Origin of the sequence: Kosakonia sp. SOY2 (genome assembly GCF_027109175.1) — a bacterium.
Taxonomy (GTDB): Bacteria; Pseudomonadota; Gammaproteobacteria; order Enterobacterales; family Enterobacteriaceae; genus Kosakonia.
Window position 1 is genome coordinate 290162 of sequence record NZ_JAPVXH010000002.1, and the last position, 22507, is coordinate 312668.

The window sequence follows — 22507 nt, forward strand, 5'->3', positions numbered from 1 at the left end:
TCTGATTGCATTTTTATATGGTGACGTATCTCACACTTTAGCGCAACCGTTTGCATCACTCACATGAATACCTTATGCCTCTTTCGTTGGTACAGACGAAAGAGGCAGCAGATTAGTTGCGACGGTAAGTTTTCTGCGCAGCGTTAACTTTGTAGAGATAGCGGCGGGATTCCGCCGAGGGGTGGCGTGTGGTCAGGGTTTGGTACACATCTCCCGGCGTCATGGTGTTGATGATATTTGCCGCCTGCACTTTATCGGCGGAAAAGACGCGTAACACGCTGCCGGCACCGCCGTTATAAGCGGTAATAACCGCATAGCGCCGCGATGTAGGGTTAGTAATACCGGAGAGATAAATATTGTTCAGCATCGCCAGATAGGCGGTGCCGGTATCGATGTTGCTTTGCGGATCAAACAGATAACTGCGATCGGGCGTACCAGATTTTCCCTGCGCGCGGAACACATCTTTACCGGCGCTGTGCTGCACAACCTGCATTAAACCGAGCGCATCGGAGCGGCTGACGGCGTATGGGTTAAAGGAGGATTCGGTTTGCATAATCGCCAGAATCAGCGATTCGTCGACGCCATATTTATGCGACGCTTTGCGCACCATACCGACGTATTTATGCGCGCGTTTATCCAGGTGGTTTGGCACCAGGTTAATGGTCACGCTGTAGATCATCCGTAAGCCGTTGCTGCGGCTTTTCAGACGTGTTTGCAGCAAATAGTCCGCAAACTGCGCTGCACGCCATTGCCAGCGAATGGCTTCGCCGTTGTTATCCACCACCTGGCCGTAGAGGAACGGCTCTTTCGAGATCTGAATATCATCGACATCGGAGTAAAGATCGATTGAACCCGGATCGTCGCCCATCAGCAGGGTTTTGATAATCGCCTGGCGCAAATGTGCCGCAGGTTCGGTGCCGGAGATAGTCTCGACGGTGATCGTCCCCTCATCGAAGTTGATGTGGCTGCGGGTTTGGTACTGGTCGGTGTATTTAACGTAGTCTTTCGGGCCTGCAATCAGAACCTCGTTAAATCCCCATAAATTCTCAATATTATGGGCAAATTGACCCATCAGGATGTCAAAACCGTTGGTGTCTTTAATCCAGGCTTCGTTGTAGTCGTCGCCTGTTTTATTCGAACTGGAACAAGAAATCAGCAACGGCGCAATAATCGCTAGCGCTAAATATTTTTTCATCATTCCGGGATGCAATTGTGTTGGTGTGTTAGCGCCGGTGTCTCTGCGCACTGGCAATGCCTTCCCATGCTTTCGCAGCATTACCAGTGATTGCGCGTGAACAGCGGCTTATTTTTTTTCTTGCGGCGTATAGCCTTCAATATGCACGTCTTTACCTTCAAACAGGAAATTCACCATCTCCTCTTCCAGCAGTTTGCGGTGCTCGACGTTCATCATGTTGAGTTTTTTCTCGTTGATCAGCATGGTTTGCTTCTGCTGCCACTGCTTCCAGGCCTCTTTCGAGATCTCGTTATAAATGCGTTTTCCGAGATCGCCCGGATAGAGCTGGAAGTCTTGTCCTTCCGCTTCACGTTGCAGGAAGGTACAAAAAATAGTTCTGCTCATAACATAATCCTCTTTGCTTGCGCGCCTAACGGACTTCGGCACGTAATTGCTGTATCAGGCGTTCCACGGGAGCCGCCAGACCGACGGATGGCGGTTGCGCTAAGTTATACCAAAGACCTGCGTCCTCATCCATGCAAGACGAGAACGAGGACACGCCAAGCCACATAGGCACAATATCCAGATGGAAATGGCTAAATGTATGGCGAAACGCCACAAGTTGGCTGAGATTATCGGCGCTAATCTTCCTCTGCGCCAGCCAGGCCCGCAGACTGGCCTCATCGCTGAACTGCGGGAAGCAGAATAACCCGCCCCACAGCCCGCTCGGTGGGCGCTGCTCAAGATATACTTCGCCTTCATGCTGCATCAGCAGGAAATATCCGGTGCGCTCGGGCAGCGTCTGTTTCGGTTTTTTACCCGGATATTGCGCCCAGGTGCCGGAAGCATAAGCTTCACAGCCCGTTTGCAGCGGGCAGAGCTCGCATTTCGGTTTCGAACGGGTGCAAACCATCGCGCCCAGGTCCATCATCGCCTGGTTAAAGCGCTCGACGCCCTGAGCCGGTGTGACGTCTGTGCTGATCTCCCACAACCGTTTTTCCACTTCTTTCTTTCCGGGCCAGCCGCCGACAGCGTAACAGCGCGCCAGCACGCGCTTCACGTTGCCATCGAGAATGGGAAAGTGTTTACCCAGCGACAAAGAGAGGATAGCGCCCGCGGTCGAGCGGCCAACGCCCGGCAGCGCGGCGACTTCTTCGAAGGTCTCCGGGAAGCGCCCGCCGTGCTGGTTAGCCACCTGCTGCGCGGCTTTATGTAAGTTGCGCGCTCGCGCGTAATAACCCAGACCAGTCCACAAATGCAGCACTTCATCCAGTGGTGCATTCGCCAGATCGCTCACGGTTGGGAAACGCGCCATAAAGCGCTGGAAGTAGGGGATTACGGTTGTCACTTGCGTTTGTTGCAACATCACTTCCGATAGCCATACTTTGTAAGGCGTTTTTTCAATTTGCCAGGGCAGTGTTTTTCGCCCGTATTTGTCGTACCAGCCCAGCACCTGGGCTGAAAATTGAGACGCTTGCATGGTCACCAGAATCACGTAATCAGGGGCGAAGATTGCAGCACAGAGGCGCTGAGCTGTAAACCGGAACTTTCCGGTGCTTGCATCGGGCGATGAACTTTGGATAATGCCCGTTTCCTGAACACTCTCACAAGCAGATCACTTTATGAATAACGACGTCATTTCACCGGAATTTGATGAAAACGGCCGCCCGTTGCGCCGCATTCGCAGCTTTGTCCGTCGCCAGGGCCGCCTGACGAAAGGGCAGCAACACGCGCTGGATAATTACTGGCCGGTGATGGGCGTTGAGTTCACTGAGCAGCCGCTGGATTTCGCCACGCTGTTTGGCCGCACAGCTCCTGTCACGCTGGAGATCGGTTTTGGTATGGGCGCGTCGCTGGTTGAAATGGCGAAAACGCGACCGGAGCAGGATTTCCTCGGCATTGAAGTACATTCGCCGGGCGTTGGCGCTTGCCTCTCCTCCGCACATGAAGAGGGCGTGGAAAACCTGCGCGTAATGTGCCACGACGCTGTAGAAGTGTTGCACAAGATGATCCCTGACAATTCTTTGAATATGGTGCAGCTCTTTTTCCCTGACCCGTGGCACAAAGCGCGTCATAATAAACGCCGCATCGTTCAGGTACCCTTTGCTGAACTGGTGAAAAGCAAGCTCAAGCTGGGCGGCGTGTTTCATATGGCGACTGACTGGGAAGCCTACGCGCAGCATATGCTGGAAGTGATGACTTCCATCGACGGTTACAAAAACCTGTCGGCGACAAACGACTTTGTGCTGCGTCCAGAGTCGCGCCCGGTAACCAAATTTGAACAGCGTGGCCATCGTCTTGGTCACGGCGTATGGGACTTAATGTTCGAGAGGGTGAAATAATGGCAACAAACCGCAGCCGTCGTTTGCGTAAAAAAATGCATATCGATGAATTTCAGGAACTGGGTTTTTCTGTTGCATGGCGCTTCCCGGAAGGCACCAGCGAAGAGCAGATTGATAAAACGGTTGATGACTTTATTCAGGAAGTGATTGAGCCGAACAAGCTGGCGTTTGACGGTAGCGGTTATCTGGCGTGGGATGGTCTGATTTGCCTGCAAGAGATTGGCAAATGTACTGAAGAGCATCAGGCCATCGTGCGTAAATGGCTTGAAGAACACCAGTTGACTGAGGTACGCGTGAGCGAACTTTTCGACGTTTGGTGGGACTAACTAAAACATAAGGGGCCAGCATTTGCTGGCCCGTTTTGTCTCTACAGGAGTTTTTATGATGCGCAAAACGCTACTGGCGGCGGCTCTAACGCTTACAGCATTCGCGGCTCAGGCCGACTATCAATGTAGCGTCACGCCGCGTGACGATGTGATCATCAATCCGCAAACCGTGCAGGTGAAAGGCGAGAACGGCAATCTGGTTATCACACCGGATGGCAACGTGATGTTCAACGGCAAACAACCGACCCTTAGCGCCGCTCAGCGCGAGCAGGCAAAAGATTACCAGGCAGAACTGCGCAGCGCGCTGCCGTGGATTGACAATGGTGCGCGTAGCCGCGTGGAGAAAAACCGCATTGCGCTGGATAAAATCATCGTCAAAGAGGTCGGTGAAAGCAGCAGCATGCGTAATCGCCTGACCAAGCTAGATGCGCAATTAAAAGAGCAGATGAATCGCATTATTGAGCATCGTAGCGATGGCCTGACCTTCCACTATAAAGCGATTGAGCAAGTGCGTGCGGACGGCCAGCAACTGGTGAACCAGGCGATGGGCGGCATTCTGCAGGACAGCATTAATGAAATGGGCGCGAAAGCGGTGCTGAAAAGCGGCGGTAACCCATTACAAAACGTCTTAGGCAGCCTCGGCGGTTTACAGACCGCTATCCAGAACGAGTGGAAAAACCAGGAAGCGGATTTCCAGCAGTTCGGGAAAGATGTTTGTAAGCGTGTAGTGACGCTGGAAGAGAGCCGGAAGGCGTTAACCTCAGGACTTAAGTAACCGCAATCAGCAGCCTTCTTTGTACGAAGGCTGTGTTTTTTTACCTTCCGCGCCACTCTTTCTCGCTGTGCCTTCATCCTGACGGCGTTGAGCGGCGGGATTATGTTCTGTGGTGACAGGGTATTCTTTGGAATTGCCTGATAATTATCTGGCTGGCTATTCCAATAACCGAACAGCCAGCACCGGAATTATTCGGCAAGAAATAGTTCCAGCATGGAATTAAGAAATAATTTACCGTGTTCTGTTATCTGCCAGCTCTCTTCACTTTCCGTCAAATAATTCAGCTTCAGTGCTTCCTCAATTTGCGGGCGAATAACGCGCTCATCCAGGCCGGTATAGCGTGAGAAATCTGCACGCGGTGCGGGTTCAAGCAGGCGGAAACGGTTCATAAAGAATTCAAACGGTTTATCTTGCGTCTCCACATCGTGCTGCTTATCCAGGTAATTGCCCTGCATATAACCGCGTGGATGACGGGTTTTTGCCGTGCGCAGGATACGCCCATCCGGCAACGTCACTTTACCGTGCGCACCGCAACCAATCCCCAGATAGTCGCCAAAACGCCAGTAGTTGAGATTGTGCTGACACTGGTAGCCAGGTTTCGCGTAAGCCGAGGTTTCATATTGTTGATACCCGGCGGCGGTAAGGATCTGGTGGCCCTGTTCGAAAATGTCCCAGAGCGCATCGTCGTCTGGCAGCACCGGAGGGCGTGATCCAAACAGCGTATTAGGTTCAATGGTGAGCTGATACCACGACAGATGCGGCGGGTTGAGCGCAATCGCCTGGCGCAAGTCGTCCAGCGCTTCTTCCAGCGACTGATCCGGCAGGCCGTGCATTAAATCAAGGTTAAAGCTGCGTAGCCCCAGCCCGCTCGCCAGGTGCGCGGCGCGTTTGGCTTCCTGCGGGCCGTGAATACGCCCAAGGCGCTGTAACTTCGTTTCGCTAAAACTTTGTACGCCAATGGAAATGCGGTTCACGCCGGCACGCTGGTAGTCGACAAAGCGGTCGGCTTCCACGGTTCCGGGGTTGGCTTCCATGGTTATTTCTGCATCCAGTGCGAGCGGCAAACGCGCACGTACGCCGTCCAGCAATGTTTGCATTGCCGGACCAGAGAGCAGGCTCGGCGTACCGCCACCAATAAAAATGGTCTTTATTTCACGTCCCTGCGCGTAGGCGACATCGGCATCGAGATCGTTAAGCAAATGCTGAACGTAGTCGTCGTGTGGCACTTCGCCCTTTAATGCGTGGGAATTGAAATCGCAGTACGGGCATTTCTGTACGCACCACGGAATATGTATATAAAGGCTCAGAGGCGGCAAATCAGCCATTACGCAGTGCTTCCAGTAACAGTTTCAACGCTTGTCCACGGTGGGAGATCGCGCTTTTTTCTTCGCGGGTGAGCTCCGCTGCGGTTTTGCCCTCAGCAGGGACAAAGAAAATCGGATCGTAGCCAAAGCCGCCGTTACCGGCAGGCTGCCGCGTAATCACGCCAGGCCAACTGCCGTGGCACACCAGCGGGGTCGGGTCATCCGCATGACGCATATAGACCAGTACGCAATGGAATTGCGCTTTGCGCTCAGCGTCCGGCACATCTTTTAGCGCGTCGAGCAGTTTTTCCAGATTCTGCTGGTCGCTGGCATCAACGCCGGAATAACGGGCGGAATAAATGCCCGGCGCACCGCCGAGGGCATCGACAGCCAGGCCTGAATCGTCGGCAATCGCAGGCAGGCCAGTAACTTGCGCTGCGTGGCGCGCTTTGAGGATCGCGTTTTCAATAAACGTCAGGCCGGTCTCTTCGGCGGACTCGACGCCCAACTCAGTTTGTGCGACAACATCAAAGCCAAAATCATTCAGCAGCGAGGCCAGCTCGCGCACCTTACCGGCATTACCGGTAGCGAGGACAACTTTTTGCATAGCGGATCCTAATGTATCAGTGCCGCGACTTCCGTCGGGATCTGTTGCGGATGTGAGATTTTAATCTGTTTGTGGCGGCCCAGTTCGCCTTTTTCAATCACGACCTGGTTTTTCGCCACGCGGAACTGCTTAGCGAGGAATTTTACCAGGTGCGCATTGGCCTGGCCGTCCACTGGCGGGGCGGTGATGGCGACTTTTAACTCGTCGCCATGCAGCCCGATAATGGCGTCACGGCTGGCTTTAGGCTGAATATATAGCCGCAACACCAGCCCGTCTTCACAGGTAACAACGGCACTCATAGTGCCATCCACAGCCCCGGCAGCAGAATATCGCCGGTAGATTGCAGCAATTCCGCAATCCCCATATTCAGAACATACAGCAGCAGCACCAGAATCATCGGTGAAAAATCGATGCCGCCCATGGCCGGCAGCAGACTGCGGATTGGGCGCAGCAGCGGCTCGGTCAACTGCATGAGCACATACTCCACCGGGCTGCGTCCCTGACTGACCCAACTCATGATGGCCATAGCCAGCAGCACCCAGAAAATCATCAAGCCGATGGTTTTGAGTAAAATCAGCAGGGCGGAGGCCCAGATAATCGGCTGGAAGGTGATGACCATAAAGATCAGTATCGCTTTAATAAACGACAGAACAAAAGCAATCAGCAGCGAGGCGCTATCCAGCGGCCCCATCGCGGGCAGCACGCGGCGCAGCGGCCCGACAATCGGCTGCGTGGCCTTGACCACGAACTGCGAAAACGGGTTGTAAAAATCACAGCGTGCCCACTGCATCCAGACACGTAACAGCAGAACCATTGTGTAGAGTTCAATCACTGTCGAGAGCAGGAAAGTCAACGTCTTCATGGCGTTCCTCAGTTTTCCTTAATTTTTCGTGTAATCGCGCGCACCAAAAATGGCCGTACCAATGCGCACCATCGTGCTTCCCGCCGCAATGGCGGCGGTCATATCGTCGGACATGCCCAACGACAGGGTATCCACCGTCGGATAGCGTGTTTTCAACGCTTCAAATGCTACAGCCATTTGCCGTGCCACGGCAAACTGGCGTTCGTAATCAGTTTCCGGCGCAGGTATCGCCATCAACCCGCGCAGGCAAACGCCGGGTAGCTCGGCTACCTGAGCGGCCAGCGCATCCAGCTCGCTGAGCGCGATACCGGATTTGCTCTGCTCATCACTGATGTTGATTTGGATAAGCACATTCAGCGGCGCTAACGTTGCCGGGCGCTGCTCGCTTAAACGACTGGCAATACGCAACCTGTCTACCGTGTGGCACCAGTCGAAGTTCTCCGCCACCAGACGGCTTTTGTTGGACTGTAGCGGGCCAATAAAGTGCCATTGCAGACCCTGAACGCCCAGTTGCCTGAAGTGGTTAATTTTATCCACCCCTTCCTGAACATAGTTTTCGCCAAAAGCACGTTGCCCGGCGTCGATCGCTTCTGCGACAACGCTCGCAGGTTTGGTTTTGCTCACTGCAAGCAATGTCACTTCTTCTGAAGCACGGCCGCAGCGCGCTGCGGCGGCTGAGATTTTGTCCCGGACCTGTGCCAGGTTATGCGCAATATCGTTCATGATTCCAGGATGGCTATATGGATATAGAAGAAATAGTGGCGCTTAGTGTAAAGCATAATGTCTCGGATCTACACCTGTGCAGTGGCTCTGTGCCGCGCTGGCGGCAGCAAGGCCGTCTGGAACCTGCGCCGTTTGAAATAGCGGATCTCGCCGGGCTGATTGATTTGCACCTCAATACGGCTCAGCAGCGTCTGTGGCGAGAGCGGGGGCAGGTCGATTTTGCCCTGACGACAGCCGCGGGGCACAGGCTGCGGGCAGGAGCCTTTACGCGTCACGGAGGTGTTTCGCTGGCGTTACGCTTGCTACCGCAAAGCTGCCCACTGCTCAGCGAGCTGGACGCCCCTGCGCCCCTGAGCGAATTACTTGGGCGGGAAAACGGCCTGATTCTGGTGACGGGCGCGACCGGCAGCGGCAAATCCACCACTCTGGCAGCCATGGTGGATTATCTGAATCAGCATAACGATGCGCATATTCTGACGCTGGAAGATCCGATCGAGTTTGTTCACACCAGCAACCGCTGCCTGATTCAGCAGCGGGAAGTGGGTTTGCATTGCATGTCATTTGCCGACGGCCTGCGCGCGGCGCTGCGTGAGGATCCGGATGTGATCCTGCTCGGTGAGTTGCGCGACAGCGAGACCATCCGTCTGGCGTTGACCGCCGCAGAAACCGGACATCTGGTGCTGGCGACGCTGCATACGCGCGGTGCGGCACAAGCGGTAGAGAGGTTGGTCGATATCTTTCCGGCGCAAGAAAAAGATCCTGTGCGCAGCCAACTGGCGGGAAGCCTGCAGGCGGTGCTGGCGCAAAAACTTGAGGCGGACAAGCGGGGAGGGCGAGTGGCATTATTCGAGTTGCTGATCACCTCTCCGGCGGTGGCGAGCCTGATCCGCGAAGGCAAAACCCACCAGTTGCCCGGCGTAATGCAAACCGGGCAACAGGCGGGGATGCAAACCTTTGCACAAAGCCACCAACAGCGAGTGTTGCAAGGCTGGCTTTAGCGGATGTTTAGCGAGTAAACCGCAGGCAGCGCGCCCGCCGTTTTCAGGATCTCCAGCCTGACGCTTCGCACCGTCAGCGGTACTTCCAGCCTGTGCTGGCACACCGAGTGGTGGTTATTTTCTACCTCGGCCAGGGGCTCTTCATCGGCCCACAGACGGTAGTGGGTGATGCAATGCGGCGTTACAGCATAGTGGTGGCCCATCTGGACCGACTCCATCGCGTTATCGAAGTCGTTGTCCTGCACCAGCGTCAGATGCCGCAGCGTTTGCGGCTCCGCCCAGCGCCAGATGATCTCCGGGGCGACATCATCTGTGGCCGGTGTCCATGCGTTGATTTGCTGCTCCGGACGCAAGCGGCCATTTAATACATTCTGCGCACACCAGCCATTCAGTGGCTGGCTGAAACGCAGGGCGGGGAAGATCTGCTGCGGATGGCGGCGTGGCAGCCAGAAATCGAACTCGTCGACGCCATAATCGCCATCTGCGACCTGCCGGGTGTGTTTTGCCACACGGGCGTTAAGGCTGTTAAAGACCGTCATAAGGCCTGGCAGGTGGGTATTCGTGAGCGCAATTTCGATATTTTCCTGCGCTTCGAAAGCGACAAATACGTACTGATCGCGATCGCTTTGCCACTGGAAGGCCAGGGTGTGCTCTGCTTCGCCGGAGACCTGAAGCACGTTTTCGTCGTATTGATAGTCCGGGGTGAAGTTCCCGGCGCGTGCACTGCCAAGCAGCGAAACCGCCAGTGGCTGCGGTGTTGATGCCCGTAAACGCAGCGTCATTTCGGGCAGTTGCGCGCCTGCGCGTACGGGTAACAGTATCGCCATGCGCTCCGAAAGCGACTGCCAGTTGCCGTTGGGTTCCAGCTCGCTCAGTTGGTATTCGCTGCTGGCGCTGACGGTGGCGCCTTGCGCCGGGTCGTTCAGCCACTGGCGTGGGATATAACAGCCAGTGGCCTGTAAATGTTGCTGCAAAGCGCTGATATGCTCCCGCTGCGCCAGCTCACGCGGCAGCAGGTTAAGTGCTTTACACTGCGCAGCGGCGCGTCCGACAACTTCGCCCAGCAGACCGCAGGTACACATTACGCGGGCGCTGCCGAAGGCGACATGCGAGGCGGAGATGAGCCGCCCGGTAAGCAATAAGTTATCGAGCGAGCGGCTGTAGAGGCTGCGAAACGGAATGGTGTAGGTGCCTTTGCTGTGAAACTGCCGACAGCCGTCGTGGGTGCTGTACACGCCATCAGCCGGGTGCAAATCTATCGACCAGCCGCCATAACCCACGGCGTCATAGTGATCGCGTTGCTCAATAATGTCCTGCTGGCACAGCAAATGATCGCCAAGGAAACGGCGGCTTTCGCGTTTGCCGGGGATCGCGCCGACCCATTCGATAGTCATACTGGCAGCTTCAGGGAATTCGCCAGAGTTTTTAATATGATCCCAGACGCCCCAGACAATCTTCCACAGTTCCCATTTGATCTCTTCACTTTCGTGCACGGTATCGAGGCGGCCTCCCCATTCCAGCCACCATAAATCGCAGCCGTTCAGCGTTGACGTCAGGCGCTTGTAGCGCGGGATTGCGGTGATATCTCTCAGGGCGAAAGAGGGGGGAACAAAGTTGACCGGCCCGGCGGTTTGCTTCGTGTAGAAATAGATGGAGTGGCCCAGCTTATGGCCAAAATTGTCACCGGGCGCCATTTTTTCACCCAGTTCTTCCTCTCCTTCCGCGCCTTCACGGTATTCTGCGCCCGCCAGAAAACCGAGCACGCCGTCGCCGGTAGCATCGCAGAACTGCGCGGCGCTTACGCTGTAAAAGGTCTCGTTAATCGGGTTGAAGGCTTTTACCGCAGTGAGGGCATTTTCCGTTTTTTCGACCTCAAAGACGGCGGTATTGAGCAGCAATGTCAGCCCCGGCTGGCTTTTGGCAAGATCCAGCAACACGAGGTCGAACATCACCGGGTTTCCCTCTTTGTTCCGCCAGAGGTTCTCTTCCATGATTTCGCCCATGATGCCGCCTTCGCGTGCCCAACGGTTATTATTACCCATATGGGAGGTTGCGCCGTTGGCCCACAGACGCACTTCGCTGGAGGCATTTCCGCCAAGCACCGGTCTGTCCTGAACAAGCACCACTTGCAAGCCGTCTCGCGCTGCCGCCAGCGCGGCGCAAAGCCCCGCCAGCCCGCCACCCGCAACTAACAGGTCTGCGTGCAGTTGCTGCGTTGGAAATGTTCTGGCATCGGTTTGAGGAAAGATTTTCATAACCTTGTTTCCTTCTTTACTGGCGGTAAAATCGGTTTTTCGAGCAACCTGAAAAGTGAACCTGCAATGTCTTCACAACCCAATCAAAGCCTGATCGACGGCATTCGCTGCCTGCAGTATCTGGTTTCCAGCGATCGCGCCATTGGCTGTCGCGAACTGGCTCGCCTGATGGGCATTAACACAACCCGTGTAAACCGGTTGTTGATGACCATGGCTTCTATTGGCCTGACGATGCAGGACGCACAGCGCCGCTATCTGCCCGGTCCCGGTATCCATGCGCTGGCAGCGCAGGCTATTCGTGGTTCGGCACTGTTTTCCCAGGCGCTGCCACTACTGGAAAGCCATGCCCCGAAAGATATCGTGGTGGCAATGGGCGTGCTCTGGGAGGATCAGGTGATCTATATCTATCACTCCGAGCCCGGTAGCCAGGTCAGCCAGGCGCTGGCTGGTTTTCATATGCTTCCGGCCTGGCAGTCTGTCATCGGCATGGCCTTACTGGCGGCAGAAAGTGATGAAACCCTGCAACAGCGCTTTAGCGAAGAGCAGTGGCGACTGCTTGGTCCGCATGTTGCCGAGCAACGCGAGCGCGGCCATGTGGTCTGGCACCATGATGACGGAGAAGTCTCGATGGCAAAACCGCTTGGTGCGCACTCCGCCGCACTTGCCTTTGCCGGAATGTGGCACGTTGACGACACGGTAGTGGACACACGGCTGCAGGCACTTCACGCGCTGGTCGAACGCCTGACGGAAAAATCCTGACGCTGGCTAACGCCACTATGTTTCTTTTATAGAAACACGCGATGAAATGCAAAAAGCACAGCCAGAAACTGTGAGAACGATCGGCAGAAAGCCGCGAACAGGTCGCGGCTTTCGTCGGGTCAGGAACAGGGAGAACGGCTGGTCGGGACAGGTTCAGAAATGTTGTTCGAAGTAGCTCTCAAGGATGATGACTGCGGAAGCGGAATCGACACTTCCTTTGTCGAGCGCGCGAAAACCGCCGCGTTCAAACAGCCCGGCGCGGGCTTCTACGGTGCTTAAACGCTCATCATGCAGCGTCACCTGCACGCCAAAACGGCCATGAACTTTATTGGCAAAGTTACGGGCACGGGCGGTAAGGGGTTGCTCGGTGCCGTCCATATTCAACGGCAAACCCACAATGACAGACTCGGGCTGCCACTCTTTTAACAGCTTTTCGATAAGCTTCCAGTCCGGTGTGCCGTCCTGCGCTTTCAGCGCGCTGAGTGGGCGAGCGGTGCCCGTGATACGCTGCCCGATGGCAACGCCAATGCTTTTGGTACCGAAATCAAAGGCTAACAGGGTTCCGCTCATCAGGCGTGCCCTGCCACGCCAGGCATGGTTGAGATATCGATACCGATAAGTTTGGCCGCTTCACGCCAGCGATCGGCGATCGGCGTTTTAAACAGAATGTTGAGATCCGCAGGCGCAGTGAGCCAGGCATTATCAAGGATCTCCTCCTCGAGCTGCCCTTTCTCCCACGAGGCATAACCCAGCGCTACCAGCACTTCGCTCGGTTGCTCTGCCGTGCCAAGCGTCTCCAGCACATCGCGCGAGGTGGTGATCACGGTGTTATCCGACACGCGAATGCTCGACGAGAATGCCGCTGGTGGCGTGTGCAGAATAAAACCGCGATCTTCGGCCAGCGGGCCGCCAAGCAGCACCGGTTTATCCAGGCGGATTGCCGGATCGCGTTCTGTGGGCTGGATTTTGAGTTTTTCCAGAACACCTTCCACTTTCAGGTTTTCCAGAGGCTTATTAATAATCAGCCCCATCGCACCTTCATCGTTGTACTCGCAAATGTAAACCACGGAGCGACGAAAGAGGGGATCCTGAAGAGCAGGCATGGCAATAAGAAAGTGATGCTGTAAATTCATTGTCAGAGGTTCTGTTTCCTGGTTCAAAAAAGCGACAGCCTAGTATGGGGGGAAAGCGGAGTGCTGTCACTAGCCAAAGCTGGCGAGGGGCGGGATCCGTCCCGCACCTTTCTATGACAGTTATTTTCCGAGGCGTTTCTCGATAGCGTCCATCAACATACCGGTAATGGAGATCGGGAATTCCGCTTCGATTTCGCGAATGCAGGTTGGGCTGGTGACGTTAATTTCAGTCAGGCGATCGCCGATAATATCCAGTCCGACAAAGATCAACCCTTTGGCTTTCAGCACCGGCGCGACTTTACGCGCGATAGCCCAGTCGCTTTCGCTTAACGGACGCGGTTCGCCGCGTCCACCTGCGGCGAGGTTACCGCGAGTTTCACCGCCCTGCGGAATGCGCGCCAGACAGTAAGGCACCGGTTCGCCATCAACGACCAGCACACGTTTGTCGCCATCTTTGATGGCGGGCAGGTAGTTTTGCGCCATGCAGTAGCGGCTGCCCAACTCTGTGAGCGTTTCGGCGATAACCGAGAGGTTTGGATCGCCCTCTTTAACGCGGAAAATTGAGGTACCGCCCATGCCGTCCAGCGGCTTAAGAATGATGTCGGTGTGCTTCTGCCAGAAGGCTTTTAACTGTGCTTTGTTGCGCGTAACCAGCGTTTCCGGGGTTAACTCCGGGAACCAGGCGGTGAACAGTTTTTCGTTGCAGTCGCGCAGGCTCTGCGGTTTGTTAACGATCAGCGTGCCTTTTTCTTCCGCGCGTTCAAGGATGTACGTCGCATAAATATATTCGGTATCGAACGGCGGATCTTTACGCATCAGGATGGTGTCCAGCTCAGCGAGAGCAAGATCCTGTTCGCTGCCGAATTCATACCATTTGTCGTAATTGTGTTCGACGGACAACGTGCGGGTACGGGCGCGGGCTTCACCGTTAATCAGATAAAGATCTGCCATCTCCATATAGTGCAGCTCGTAGCCGCGGCGCTGAGCTTCCAGCAGCATGGCGAAGCTGGAGTCTTTTTTGATATTGATGTCCGCGATGGGATCCATCACGATACCGAGCTTGATCATTCTGCTTCTCCTTTCAACCCAGGTCGCCGAAGCGCACCTGAAGCGCGGTGATGGCGGTAAGCGCCGTAGTCTCTGTGCGTAGCACACGGGGGCCTAACAAAATATCTGTGAACTGATAACGCGCGGTCATCGCAATCTCGTCGGCGGATAACCCGCCCTCCGGGCCAATCAGTAAGCGCACGCGTTCAACGGGCAGCGGCAGCGTGTTAATGCTCTGGCTGGCGCGCGGATGCAGGTTCAGCTTTAAGCCTGTTTCCTCTTCGGCGCACCAGGCTTCGAGATCCATGGCCGGACGTATTTCCGGCACCCGGTTGCGGCCGCACTGTTCACAAGCGGCAATGGCAATTTTTTGCCACTGCTGAAGCTTCTTGTTCAGGCGTTCAGCATCCAGTTTAACCCCGCAGCGCTCAGAAAAAAGTGGCGTAATGAGGCTTACCCCAAGCTCAATCGATTTCTGGATAGTGAATTCCATTTTTTCACCACGCGACATCACCTGGCCGAGGTGAATATGCAGCGGCGATTCACGATCGTCCACTTCACTGCCAAGAATTTTCACCACCACGCTTTTTTTATCGGCGCGGATAATTTCGGCCTCAAACACCTGATTGGAGCCGTCGAAAAGCTGAATGGCCTGGCCTTGCCCCATACGCAGCACGCGGCCGACATGGTTAGCGGCATCTTCGCTGAGGGCGATATCATGGCCTGGCTGGATAAGTTCTGGGTGGTGGATGCGGGGAATGCGCATGGTATTTCGAATCCGCTTAGGTTGCAGCCCCGGCCGGAATTAACGGGCGGGGCGGACTGTAACAAATGCCGCTAGTGTAGGTTAGCTCTTTCGCGCCATGCAAGCGCGCTGCACGTAAGGGTTATGGTTGCCCTGCACGTTGGCGATGCGCTCGTCACGTTTGCACTCCCAGTCGGTTACCGGATAAAGCTTGTCCCAGGCGGTGAAAAGCTGCGTTTGCTGGCGTGAAAGGCTAAGTTGGTACTGGTCACGCATATAGAAATAGGTACGGGCAATCGCACCGCGAGCGCGTTCCGGCGGCTCGGCGAGTTTTTCTTTGAAATCGATTTTCATGCCGCACTGGCCATACTGGCTTTCACCGCCGTTCCATTGACCGTACATAAAGTTGCCGCGATCGCCGTTTACCTCGCCGACGGCGGGTTGCAGGTTGTGCATATCGCTTTCGATTTTACGGTACACCGGATCGTTGGCGCAGTTTTTACGCCCGCCATCCTGCCAGCACTGGCGCAGATGGCCGAACTGCCAGGCTGGCATGACATGTTCCCATTCGACCCGGCTGGCACGGTTTTCGTTTTTACGTACCTGATAGCCGCAAGACGCGAGGTCGATAACCCCTTTTTTACCCTGCCAGTTAATTTTACAGCCGCAGTAAAAATCTCCCGGCACATCGGCGTTAACTTTGACGCCCGCTGCTTTGGCCTGGGCAAAACTGTTGATGCCGTCCGCTGCGAAGGCGGGAACTGCTATCAGCGCGAAGAAGAGTGAGATAAAACGAAACATGGCGAACTCCCTGTCAAAACGAGTTCGCAACGTAGCGGAAGCTGTTGCCTGATGCAATCAGTTCGCGCGGAAAACTTCTTAATGGATTCAGTTACTCGCGCCAGCAGCCAGCGGCTCGCCGCAGTGTACGCAGCGGTAAACCGCCTCGCCGCGCAGCACGCGATTGTGTCGTCGTACCGTTAACTGGTGCTGCTGGCATTTGCAATGGTATGGGAAAGTATTGGGCCGCACAGATTCCAGTTCGAACTGATGTGTGCGGCGAGCGGGCACACCGAGCACGCTCTCCATCATCCACTTCCACTCTTTACCGTGCGGCGCGACACGACCAAAGTGCTTCCACACCAGCAAGTGGGCCAGTTCGTGAGGAACCACCTCTTCAATAAACGCCTGCTGGTTTTCGAGTAGCAATACGGGGTTAAGTCGGATCTCGTAATCAGCCAGCCAGGCGGTGCCTGCCGCCGTGCCGCGCTGTTGATATACCAGTTTCGGTTCCGGGTAGTTGCGCCCCAGTTTCAGGTTCGCTTGCGCGAGTTTATCCCGCAGGCTGCGCATCACGGCTTGCTGAAGAGCGATTGGAAGACGGGGAGTTTTCATAAGTGCAGAGAATAGGTGGGGCGGGGCTGGAGTGCAACAGGCAAAAAGCAAAGGCTTCCTCCGCAGAGGAAGCCTTTAAGGTTAGTTGTGAGAACCAATTTCGCGCAGCGGGCGGCCACGCATCAGGTTACGCTCGATGTGCTCCAGCGAAACATGTTTTGTTTCCGGCACCAGCCACAGCGTCAGCACGATGAACAAGACGTTCAGACCGCCGTAGACCCAGAAGGTGTTGGCGTTGCCCAGCGTGTTCAGCATGGTCAGGAAGGTTGCGCCGACAATCATGTTGGCAATCCAGTTGGTCGCGGTGGAGCAGGTGATACCGAAGTCGCGGCCTTTCAGCGGCTGAATTTCGGAACACAGCACCCAAATCAACGGACCGGCACTCATGGCAAAGCCAACAATAAACATCAGCAACATGGCAACAGCAAAGTATTGTGCCGATGGCGAATGGATACCCAGATGCAGCATGGTACCCAAAATGCCCATACCAGCCGCCATCACCAGGAAGCCCAGCACCAGCGTGGGTTTGCGTCCCCAGCGATCGACAAGACCGATGGCAATAAAGGTCGCCAGTACGTTAGTCAGACCGACGATCACCGTGCCCCACATCTGCTCGGTGGTATTGGTGTAGCCCGCCAGTTCAAAGATCTTCGGCGCGTAATACATGATGACGTTCATCCCGGTGAACTGCTGCATCACCTGCAACAACACGCCAAGGAACACCGCGCGGCGGAAGTTGCTGTTCTCTTTGAACAACGCCCAGCCGGTCTGTTTTACCTGCAGGCTTTCGCGGATCTCTTCCAGCTCGTTTTTCGCTTCGGCGCTGGTATCGCGCAGGCGCAACAACACGCGTTCGGCGTCATGGAAGCGGCGCTTGGCGGCAAACCAGCGCGGACTGTCCGGCAGGAAGAACACGCCAATCAGCAGCAAAATCGCCGGAATGATGATAACGCCCAGCATCCAGCGCCATGCGCCGCTATAGCTGAACGCGGTGTCAGAGAGATAAGCGCCCAGAATCCCGATAGTGATCATCAACTGATACATGGAAATCATGCTGCCGCGAATTTTTTCCGGCGCGATTTCAGAGAGATACAGCGGCGCGGTATAAGAGGCAATACCAACCGCCAGACCGAGCAGTACGCGGGAAATAATCAGCACTTCCACGTTTGGTGCGGCCGCAGAACAGAGCGAACCGATGACAAACAAGATCGCGCCAATCATCAGGCTTTTTTTACGCCCCAGGCGCCAGGAGAGCCAGCCGCTGCCGACGGCACCAACGGCGGCACCGAACATCATTGAGCTGACCACCCACTCCTGCGTGTGTGCGCTAATCTGAAAATCTTTGGTAATAAAGGGCAACGCACCAGCGATTACCCCAATATCCAGGCCAAAAAGCAGTCCTGCCAGTGCAGCGAGGAAACAAACAAAGAAGGTCATTGCCTTGTTTGAATACCCCTGTTTTTTATTGTCAGGCATTATGCCCTCCATTCATGTCATTGGTTTTTTCGATGTAAAGGTAGGCCACTCATCACTAAAAATACGTGATTTACATCACATGAGTGTAATCGGTTACATTGCAATAAGGCCGTCAATGTAAATAAAAGTGTTAATTATTATAGAATTGTTGGGCGGTAAAGGAGAGGGGGCGCGGTGAGTTTCAGACTAAACCGAAACGGAATGTAACAGTCATGTTATGTTCGTTTTTCAAAAGGAAAAGTCTGAAAAATCAGCGAAGCGCAGCGGTGTAATCGCTTTCAGATAAATGCGGTGCGGGATAAGTGAGTATAGGCGCTGGAAAAAATCGCGGCGGAATGAACCGGTGTCAAAAATAAAAAGGCCAGCACAAGGCTGGCCTGAACAGCAACGCGGCCAGAGAATTATTCCAGACCGGCAGCTTCACGCAGCAGCGCCGCTTTGTCGGTTTTTTCCCATGGGAAAGTTTCACGCCCAAAGTGACCGTATGCGGCGGTTTGTTTGTAGATCGGATGCAGCAGATCCAGCATCTGGATCAGGCCGTACGGACGCAGATCGAAGAACTCGCGCACCAGCAGCGTCAGCTGTTCGATGGCAATTTTCTCCGTACCGAACGTTTCCACCATGATGGAGGTCGGTTCAGCCACGCCGATAGCGTAAGAAACCTGGATTTCACAACGATCGGCAAGGCCAGCCGCAACGATGTTTTTCGCCACATAACGCGCAGCATATGCCGCAGAACGGTCAACTTTTGATGGATCTTTACCGGAGAATGCACCGCCGCCGTGACGAGCCATGCCGCCGTAGGTATCAACGATGATTTTACGCCCGGTCAGACCGCAGTCGCCCATTGGGCCACCGATAACGAAACGGCCAGTCGGGTTGATGAAGAATTTGGTTGAGGCGTTCAGCCATTCGGTCGGCAGGATCGGTTTGATGATCTCTTCCATCACCGCTTCTTGCAGGGATTTCTGATCGATCTCTTCTGCGTGCTGAGTAGACAGAACTACCGCGTCGATGCCGACGATTTTGCCGTCGTCATACTGGAACGTCACCTGGCTTTTCGCGTCCGGACGCAGCCACGGCAGCGTGCCGTTTTTACGCACTTCAGCCTGGCGCTGAACCAGACGGTGAGCATAGGTGATCGGTGCTGGCATCAGCACGTCGGTTTCATTGGTCGCATAGCCAAACATCAGGCCCTGGTCGCCAGCGCCCTGTTCCAGCGGGTCTGCACGGTCAACACCCTGGTTGATATCCGGAGACTGTTTACCAATTGCGCTCAGTACGGCGCAGGAATTCGCGTCAAAGCCCATGTCAGAATGCACATAGCCGATTTCACGGACAGTGTTTCGGGTGATCTCTTCGATATCTACCCACGCGCTGGTGGTGATTTCACCACCTACCAGTACCATGCCGGTTTTGACGTAGGTTTCACAAGCAACGCGTGCTTTCGGATCCTGCTCAAGGATAGCGTCCAGCACGGCATCGGAAATTTGGTCAGCGATTTTGTCAGGATGCCCTTCAGAGACGGACTCGGACGTAAAAAGGTGTTTTGCCATAGTAAGTTTTCACCCTGGAGTAATACGGTTAGCTCGAATTCTGTGTCCGGAGGTCTTCGCGTCTGGCGGACGCGGACTGCAGAAGGTGACACATGAAGTCTGCGTGTTAATCGGTCTGCGCATACATTCTTCACGTATGGACGGATTAACATCTGGATGGCTATTCTAGGTTAACTCTTGACCCTAATGCCAGCGTTTTTTGATGCTCGCCACAACCTGTCACAAATAGTGACGGAAAATTTTCCTGGCAATGCGGCAAACACAGCTTTTTTATTTTGCATTTTCACCCCGTTCTCGGTATAAAACGCCGCGCGCGGCTCATTAAAAAAGCGCACGGCAGAAACGCTGTGTCGCCACTTCCAGCCGGGTTAAGCAGTGAATTTAATGGCTTTGGCTTGTCGCGGGTCTTAACGGCTTGCGTGGAGGTGATAAGAGATAATGAAGCGCTGTTTTCTACAGGACCTGTCGCGTCGTTCTGACGTGCGTTTATTCCCCGCAACCTGCATTTCAAATCTGCAAACCTGCCGATGTTATACCCATTTCGGCGCTTCTCAGGACTCCAGAGCCGGTAAGGCATTGTGATAACTGAACAAGGGCTCTCCTGTTAGATCAGGGGTTTTCTCGTGGTTTCGCCGGGCTGTCATACTCGAGTCCCGATATGTGTTTTACAATGATATGAATAAGAAACCGGTCGCACAGTCGGTGCTTCAGCATATTGCGCTGAAAAGTCAGGCTGTTTATGGGTTGTTATCGCTATGTGTCACTGCGATAGTAGTCAACTATTTTATCCGTATGCATTTTTGCGCGGCCGCCTTTGGGCGTCGTGATGTGCACAGGGTATACACTTTCATCTATTGAGGTTCGTTATGTCTGACGACATGTCTTCGGTTTCGCCTTCGTCAGCAGGCGAACAAGGTGTACTACGTTCCATGCAGGAGGTTGCGATGAGCTCCCAGGAAGCCAGCAAGATGCTTCGTACTTATAACATTGCCTGGTGGGGCAATAATTACTACGACGTCAACGAGCTGGGCCATATCAGCGTTTGCCCGGATCCGGACGTCCCACAAGCCCGTGTCGACCTGGCGCAGCTGGTAAAAGCGCGTGAAGCGCAGGGGCAACGTCTGCCCGCGCTGTTCTGTTTCCCGCAGATCCTGCAACACCGTCTGCGTTCGATTAACGCCGCTTTCAAACGTGCGCGTGAATCCTACGGTTACAACGGTGACTATTTCCTCGTTTACCCGATCAAGGTGAACCAGCATCGCCGCGTGATTGAGTCCCTGATCCATTCCGGCGAACCGCTGGGGCTGGAAGCGGGCTCCAAAGCGGAACTGATGGCGGTTCTGGCGCATGCGGGCATGACCCGTTCGGTGATTGTGTGTAATGGTTATAAAGACCGTGAATACATTCGCCTCGCGCTGATTGGCGAAAAGATGGGCCATAAGGTCTATCTGGTGATTGAGAAAATGACCGAAATCGCCATTGTGCTGGAAGAAGCCGAGCGCCTGAACGTGGTACCGCGTCTTGGCGTGCGTGCGCGTCTGGCATCGCAGGGTTCCGGTAAATGGCAGTCCTCCGGTGGCGAAAAATCCAAATTCGGTCTGGCGGCGACCCAGGTACTGCAACTGGTGGAAATCCTGCGTGAGCGCGGACGCTTAGACAGCATTCAACTGCTGCATTTTCACCTCGGTTCGCAGATGGCGAACATTCGTGATATCGCCACTGGCGTGCGCGAATCGGCGCGCTTTTATGTTGAGCTGCATAAGCTTGGCGTCAATATTCAGTGCTTTGACGTGGGCGGCGGCCTTGGCGTGGACTATGAAGGTACGCGTTCCCAGTCCGATTGTTCAGTAAACTATGGCCTGAATGAATACGCCAACAACATCATTTGGGCGATTGGCGATGCTTGTGAAGAGCATGGTCTGCCGCACCCGACGGTGATCACCGAGTCTGGCCGTGCCGTCACCGCGCACCATACCGTGCTGGTTTCCAACATTATTGGCGTTGAGCGTAACGAATACACGCCAGCGACGCCACCGGCTGAAGACGCGCCGCGCGCATTGCAGAGCATGTGGGAAACCTGGCAGGAGATGCATGAACCGGGTACCCGCCGTTCGCTACGCGAATGGCTGCACGACAGCCAGATGGATCTGCACGATATCCATGTCGGTTACTCCTCCGGCACGTTCAGTTTGCAAGAGCGCGCGTGGGCCGAGCAGCTTTATCTGAATATGTGCCACGAAGTGCAGAAGCAACTCGATCCGAGCAACCGCGCGCATCGTCCGATCATTGATGAGTTGCAGGAGCGCATGGCGGACAAAATGTACGTCAACTTCTCGCTGTTCCAGTCGATGCCGGATGCGTGGGGGATCGATCAACTGTTCCCGGTTCTGCCGCTGGAAGGGTTGAACCATGCCCCGGAACGTCGTGCGGTGCTGCTGGATATCACCTGTGATTCCGATGGCGCTATCGATCACTACGTGGATGGCGACGGGATTGCGACCACCATGCCGATGCCGGAATACGATCCGGAGAACCCGCCGATGCTGGGCTTCTTTATGGTCGGTGCTTACCAGGAGATCCTCGGTAACATGCATAACCTGTTCGGCGATACCGAAGCGGTGGACGTGTTTGTCTTCCCGGATGGTAGCGTTGAAGTGGAGCTTTCTGATGAAGGCGACACCGTGGCGGATATGCTGCAGTACGTGCAGCTCGATCCGAACACGCTGCTGACGCAGTTCCGCGATCAGGTGAAACAGACCGGGCTTGATGAGACGCTGCAACAGCAGTTCCTCGAAGAGTTCGAAGCTGGGCTTTACGGCTACACCTATCTGGAAGACGAATAACGCAGGTTATAGCGTCTGACCGGTAACGAACTGAATCCCTTCCTCGCCAGCACGGTGCGGAAGGGATTTTTTTATCTAGGGCTCTATGCCAGAAGCGTTGCGCGAAAGCGGTGTTACTCGCGATCTGCTTCCTTTGCATCGCCGCAGATAGATCAAAGAGGCCGGGAAGGAACAACGTGTAGTGATC

At 54.9% G+C, this 22507-nt stretch carries 25 protein-coding genes; 8 read left to right on the forward strand and 17 right to left on the reverse strand.

From position 1 onward, the window contains the following. Positions 1 to 112: 112 nt before the first annotated feature. The 3 genes from mltC to mutY form a co-directional block, all read right to left on the reverse strand. The gene (gene mltC / locus O3S68_RS14285) at positions 113 to 1195 is read right to left on the reverse strand and encodes a membrane-bound lytic murein transglycosylase MltC (protein ID WP_045512851.1); all 1083 of its coding nucleotides are present in this window, start codon (positions 1193 to 1195) and stop codon (positions 113 to 115) included. Positions 1196 to 1303: 108 nt separating this feature from the next. Further along, the gene (locus O3S68_RS14290) at positions 1304 to 1579 is read right to left on the reverse strand and encodes an oxidative damage protection protein (RefSeq protein ID WP_020455176.1); all 276 of its coding nucleotides are present in this window, start codon (positions 1577 to 1579) and stop codon (positions 1304 to 1306) included. 25 nt (positions 1580 to 1604) lie between these two features. Continuing rightward, on the reverse strand, positions 1605 to 2654 hold the full coding sequence (mutY, locus tag O3S68_RS14295) for an A/G-specific adenine glycosylase (RefSeq protein ID WP_269231778.1): 1050 nt from the start codon (positions 2652 to 2654) through the stop codon (positions 1605 to 1607). A gap of 142 nt (positions 2655 to 2796) precedes the next feature. Between mutY and trmB the strand changes: the two genes are divergently transcribed. Genes trmB through O3S68_RS14310 form a run of 3 tightly spaced genes read left to right on the forward strand, consistent with a single transcriptional unit; the run spans position 2797 to position 4617 of the window. Beyond that, positions 2797 to 3516 carry a tRNA (guanosine(46)-N7)-methyltransferase TrmB gene (trmB, locus tag O3S68_RS14300; protein WP_269231779.1) on the forward strand — a complete coding sequence of 240 codons (720 nt, stop codon included), beginning with the start codon at positions 2797 to 2799 and terminating at the stop codon, positions 3514 to 3516. Beyond that, complete coding sequence (locus O3S68_RS14305) at positions 3516 to 3842, forward strand: YggL family protein (protein ID WP_020455173.1); 327 nt, start codon at positions 3516 to 3518, stop codon at positions 3840 to 3842. Before trmB ends, O3S68_RS14305 begins: the two co-directional genes overlap by 1 nt. Positions 3843 to 3897: 55 nt before the next feature. Then, positions 3898 to 4617: a DUF2884 domain-containing protein gene (locus O3S68_RS14310; RefSeq protein ID WP_020455172.1), complete on the forward strand. Its 720-nt coding sequence runs from the start codon at positions 3898 to 3900 to the stop codon at positions 4615 to 4617. Positions 4618 to 4805: 188 nt separating this feature from the next. Here the strand turns inward: O3S68_RS14310 and hemW are convergent, their stop codons facing one another. The 5 genes from hemW to O3S68_RS14335 are packed head-to-tail and all read right to left on the reverse strand — an operon-like array spanning position 4806 to position 8113. Further along, positions 4806 to 5942 (reverse strand): radical SAM family heme chaperone HemW, encoded by a 1137-nt coding sequence (gene hemW, locus O3S68_RS14315; RefSeq protein ID WP_269231780.1) that lies wholly within the window; start codon positions 5940 to 5942, stop codon positions 4806 to 4808. Next, positions 5935 to 6528 carry an XTP/dITP diphosphatase gene (locus O3S68_RS14320; RefSeq protein WP_097406103.1) on the reverse strand — a complete coding sequence of 198 codons (594 nt, stop codon included), beginning with the start codon at positions 6526 to 6528 and terminating at the stop codon, positions 5935 to 5937. Before O3S68_RS14320 ends, hemW begins: the two co-directional genes overlap by 8 nt. 8 nt (positions 6529 to 6536) lie before the next feature. Further along, positions 6537 to 6827, reverse strand: a complete 291-nt coding sequence (gene yggU / locus O3S68_RS14325; protein ID WP_017457573.1) for a DUF167 family protein YggU — start codon at positions 6825 to 6827, stop codon at positions 6537 to 6539. Continuing rightward, positions 6824 to 7390, reverse strand: a complete 567-nt coding sequence (locus O3S68_RS14330; RefSeq protein ID WP_269231781.1) for a YggT family protein — start codon at positions 7388 to 7390, stop codon at positions 6824 to 6826. The genes yggU and O3S68_RS14330 overlap by 4 nt, the downstream gene beginning before the upstream one ends. An 18-nt stretch (positions 7391 to 7408) precedes the next feature. Further along, entirely contained in the window at positions 7409 to 8113 is a 705-nt protein-coding gene (locus O3S68_RS14335) for a YggS family pyridoxal phosphate-dependent enzyme (protein WP_269231782.1), read from the reverse strand. Between the two features lie 17 nt (positions 8114 to 8130). On the opposite strand from O3S68_RS14335, the gene O3S68_RS14340 reads away from it, so the two are divergent. Beyond that, complete coding sequence (locus O3S68_RS14340) at positions 8131 to 9111, forward strand: type IV pilus twitching motility protein PilT (protein ID WP_269231783.1); 981 nt, start codon at positions 8131 to 8133, stop codon at positions 9109 to 9111. On the opposite strand, the gene O3S68_RS14345 is transcribed toward O3S68_RS14340, so the two are convergent. Beyond that, complete coding sequence (locus tag O3S68_RS14345; protein WP_269231784.1) at positions 9108 to 11366, reverse strand: FAD-dependent oxidoreductase; 2259 nt, start codon at positions 11364 to 11366, stop codon at positions 9108 to 9110. The genes O3S68_RS14340 and O3S68_RS14345 overlap by 4 nt on opposite strands. 66 nt (positions 11367 to 11432) lie before the next feature. Here O3S68_RS14345 and O3S68_RS14350 point away from each other — a divergent pair, with 66 nt between their 5' ends. Beyond that, positions 11433 to 12125 carry an IclR family transcriptional regulator domain-containing protein gene (locus tag O3S68_RS14350; protein ID WP_044489482.1) on the forward strand — a complete coding sequence of 231 codons (693 nt, stop codon included), beginning with the start codon at positions 11433 to 11435 and terminating at the stop codon, positions 12123 to 12125. A 153-nt stretch (positions 12126 to 12278) separates the two neighbouring features. Here the strand turns inward: O3S68_RS14350 and ruvX are convergent, their stop codons facing one another. From ruvX to metK, 8 genes are all read right to left on the reverse strand, one after another. Continuing rightward, entirely contained in the window at positions 12279 to 12695 is a 417-nt protein-coding gene (gene ruvX / locus O3S68_RS14355; protein WP_017457579.1) for a Holliday junction resolvase RuvX, read from the reverse strand. Continuing rightward, complete coding sequence (locus O3S68_RS14360) at positions 12695 to 13258, reverse strand: YqgE/AlgH family protein (RefSeq protein WP_017457580.1); 564 nt, start codon at positions 13256 to 13258, stop codon at positions 12695 to 12697. Before O3S68_RS14360 ends, ruvX begins: the two co-directional genes overlap by 1 nt. Before the next feature lie 120 nt (positions 13259 to 13378). Next, on the reverse strand, positions 13379 to 14326 hold the full coding sequence (gene gshB, locus O3S68_RS14365) for a glutathione synthase (RefSeq protein ID WP_097406108.1): 948 nt from the start codon (positions 14324 to 14326) through the stop codon (positions 13379 to 13381). 13 nt (positions 14327 to 14339) lie between these two features. Then, the gene (gene rsmE, locus O3S68_RS14370; protein WP_045512833.1) at positions 14340 to 15071 is read right to left on the reverse strand and encodes a 16S rRNA (uracil(1498)-N(3))-methyltransferase; all 732 of its coding nucleotides are present in this window, start codon (positions 15069 to 15071) and stop codon (positions 14340 to 14342) included. Between the two features lie 81 nt (positions 15072 to 15152). Then, on the reverse strand, positions 15153 to 15851 hold the full coding sequence (gene endA / locus O3S68_RS14375) for a deoxyribonuclease I (protein WP_045512830.1): 699 nt from the start codon (positions 15849 to 15851) through the stop codon (positions 15153 to 15155). Between the two features lie 87 nt (positions 15852 to 15938). Continuing rightward, complete coding sequence (locus O3S68_RS14380) at positions 15939 to 16445, reverse strand: SprT family zinc-dependent metalloprotease (RefSeq protein ID WP_017457584.1); 507 nt, start codon at positions 16443 to 16445, stop codon at positions 15939 to 15941. Between the two features lie 81 nt (positions 16446 to 16526). Beyond that, positions 16527 to 17921, reverse strand: coding sequence for a sugar porter family MFS transporter (locus tag O3S68_RS14385; protein WP_020455160.1), 1395 nt, complete (start codon positions 17919 to 17921; stop codon positions 16527 to 16529). Between the two features lie 401 nt (positions 17922 to 18322). After that, positions 18323 to 19477 carry a methionine adenosyltransferase gene (gene metK, locus O3S68_RS14390; RefSeq protein ID WP_020455159.1) on the reverse strand — a complete coding sequence of 385 codons (1155 nt, stop codon included), beginning with the start codon at positions 19475 to 19477 and terminating at the stop codon, positions 18323 to 18325. A gap of 438 nt (positions 19478 to 19915) precedes the next feature. On the opposite strand from metK, the gene O3S68_RS24300 reads away from it, so the two are divergent. From O3S68_RS24300 to speA, 3 genes are all read left to right on the forward strand, one after another. Further along, positions 19916 to 20059 carry a hypothetical protein gene (locus O3S68_RS24300; RefSeq protein WP_419177757.1) on the forward strand — a complete coding sequence of 48 codons (144 nt, stop codon included), beginning with the start codon at positions 19916 to 19918 and terminating at the stop codon, positions 20057 to 20059. A gap of 93 nt (positions 20060 to 20152) precedes the next feature. Next, positions 20153 to 20335 carry an acid stress response protein YqgB gene (gene yqgB / locus O3S68_RS24305; protein WP_442913155.1) on the forward strand — a complete coding sequence of 61 codons (183 nt, stop codon included), beginning with the start codon at positions 20153 to 20155 and terminating at the stop codon, positions 20333 to 20335. An 8-nt stretch (positions 20336 to 20343) separates the two neighbouring features. Further along, positions 20344 to 22320 (forward strand): biosynthetic arginine decarboxylase, encoded by a 1977-nt coding sequence (speA, locus tag O3S68_RS14400; RefSeq protein WP_071925225.1) that lies wholly within the window; start codon positions 20344 to 20346, stop codon positions 22318 to 22320. The last annotated feature ends 187 nt before the right edge of the window (positions 22321 to 22507 follow it).

Coding starts and splice junctions, on each gene's coding strand:
- endA (WP_045512830.1), bottom strand. CDS start 15,851: ATGTTTCGTTTTATCTCACTCTTCTTCGCGCTGATAGCAGTTCCCGCC.
- O3S68_RS14330 (WP_269231781.1), bottom strand. CDS start 7,390: ATGAAGACGTTGACTTTCCTGCTCTCGACAGTGATTGAACTCTACACA.
- O3S68_RS14305 (WP_020455173.1), top strand. CDS start 3,516: ATGGCAACAAACCGCAGCCGTCGTTTGCGTAAAAAAATGCATATCGAT.
- trmB (WP_269231779.1), top strand. CDS start 2,797: ATGAATAACGACGTCATTTCACCGGAATTTGATGAAAACGGCCGCCCG.
- O3S68_RS14345 (WP_269231784.1), bottom strand. CDS start 11,366: ATGAAAATCTTTCCTCAAACCGATGCCAGAACATTTCCAACGCAGCAA.
- O3S68_RS14310 (WP_020455172.1), top strand. CDS start 3,898: ATGATGCGCAAAACGCTACTGGCGGCGGCTCTAACGCTTACAGCATTC.
- yqgB (WP_442913155.1), top strand. CDS start 20,153: ATGAATAAGAAACCGGTCGCACAGTCGGTGCTTCAGCATATTGCGCTG.
- O3S68_RS14335 (WP_269231782.1), bottom strand. CDS start 8,113: ATGAACGATATTGCGCATAACCTGGCACAGGTCCGGGACAAAATCTCA.
- O3S68_RS14350 (WP_044489482.1), top strand. CDS start 11,433: ATGTCTTCACAACCCAATCAAAGCCTGATCGACGGCATTCGCTGCCTG.
- O3S68_RS24300 (WP_419177757.1), top strand. CDS start 19,916: ATGAAGCGCTGTTTTCTACAGGACCTGTCGCGTCGTTCTGACGTGCGT.
- O3S68_RS14385 (WP_020455160.1), bottom strand. CDS start 17,921: ATGCCTGACAATAAAAAACAGGGGTATTCAAACAAGGCAATGACCTTC.
- speA (WP_071925225.1), top strand. CDS start 20,344: ATGTCTGACGACATGTCTTCGGTTTCGCCTTCGTCAGCAGGCGAACAA.
- O3S68_RS14320 (WP_097406103.1), bottom strand. CDS start 6,528: ATGCAAAAAGTTGTCCTCGCTACCGGTAATGCCGGTAAGGTGCGCGAG.
- metK (WP_020455159.1), bottom strand. CDS start 19,477: ATGGCAAAACACCTTTTTACGTCCGAGTCCGTCTCTGAAGGGCATCCT.
- hemW (WP_269231780.1), bottom strand. CDS start 5,942: ATGGCTGATTTGCCGCCTCTGAGCCTTTATATACATATTCCGTGGTGC.
- yggU (WP_017457573.1), bottom strand. CDS start 6,827: ATGAGTGCCGTTGTTACCTGTGAAGACGGGCTGGTGTTGCGGCTATAT.
- O3S68_RS14380 (WP_017457584.1), bottom strand. CDS start 16,445: ATGAAAACTCCCCGTCTTCCAATCGCTCTTCAGCAAGCCGTGATGCGC.
- O3S68_RS14290 (WP_020455176.1), bottom strand. CDS start 1,579: ATGAGCAGAACTATTTTTTGTACCTTCCTGCAACGTGAAGCGGAAGGA.
- gshB (WP_097406108.1), bottom strand. CDS start 14,326: ATGATCAAGCTCGGTATCGTGATGGATCCCATCGCGGACATCAATATC.
- O3S68_RS14340 (WP_269231783.1), top strand. CDS start 8,131: ATGGATATAGAAGAAATAGTGGCGCTTAGTGTAAAGCATAATGTCTCG.
- mutY (WP_269231778.1), bottom strand. CDS start 2,654: ATGCAAGCGTCTCAATTTTCAGCCCAGGTGCTGGGCTGGTACGACAAA.
- ruvX (WP_017457579.1), bottom strand. CDS start 12,695: ATGAGCGGAACCCTGTTAGCCTTTGATTTCGGTACCAAAAGCATTGGC.
- O3S68_RS14360 (WP_017457580.1), bottom strand. CDS start 13,258: ATGAATTTACAGCATCACTTTCTTATTGCCATGCCTGCTCTTCAGGAT.
- mltC (WP_045512851.1), bottom strand. CDS start 1,195: ATGAAAAAATATTTAGCGCTAGCGATTATTGCGCCGTTGCTGATTTCT.
- rsmE (WP_045512833.1), bottom strand. CDS start 15,071: ATGCGCATTCCCCGCATCCACCACCCAGAACTTATCCAGCCAGGCCAT.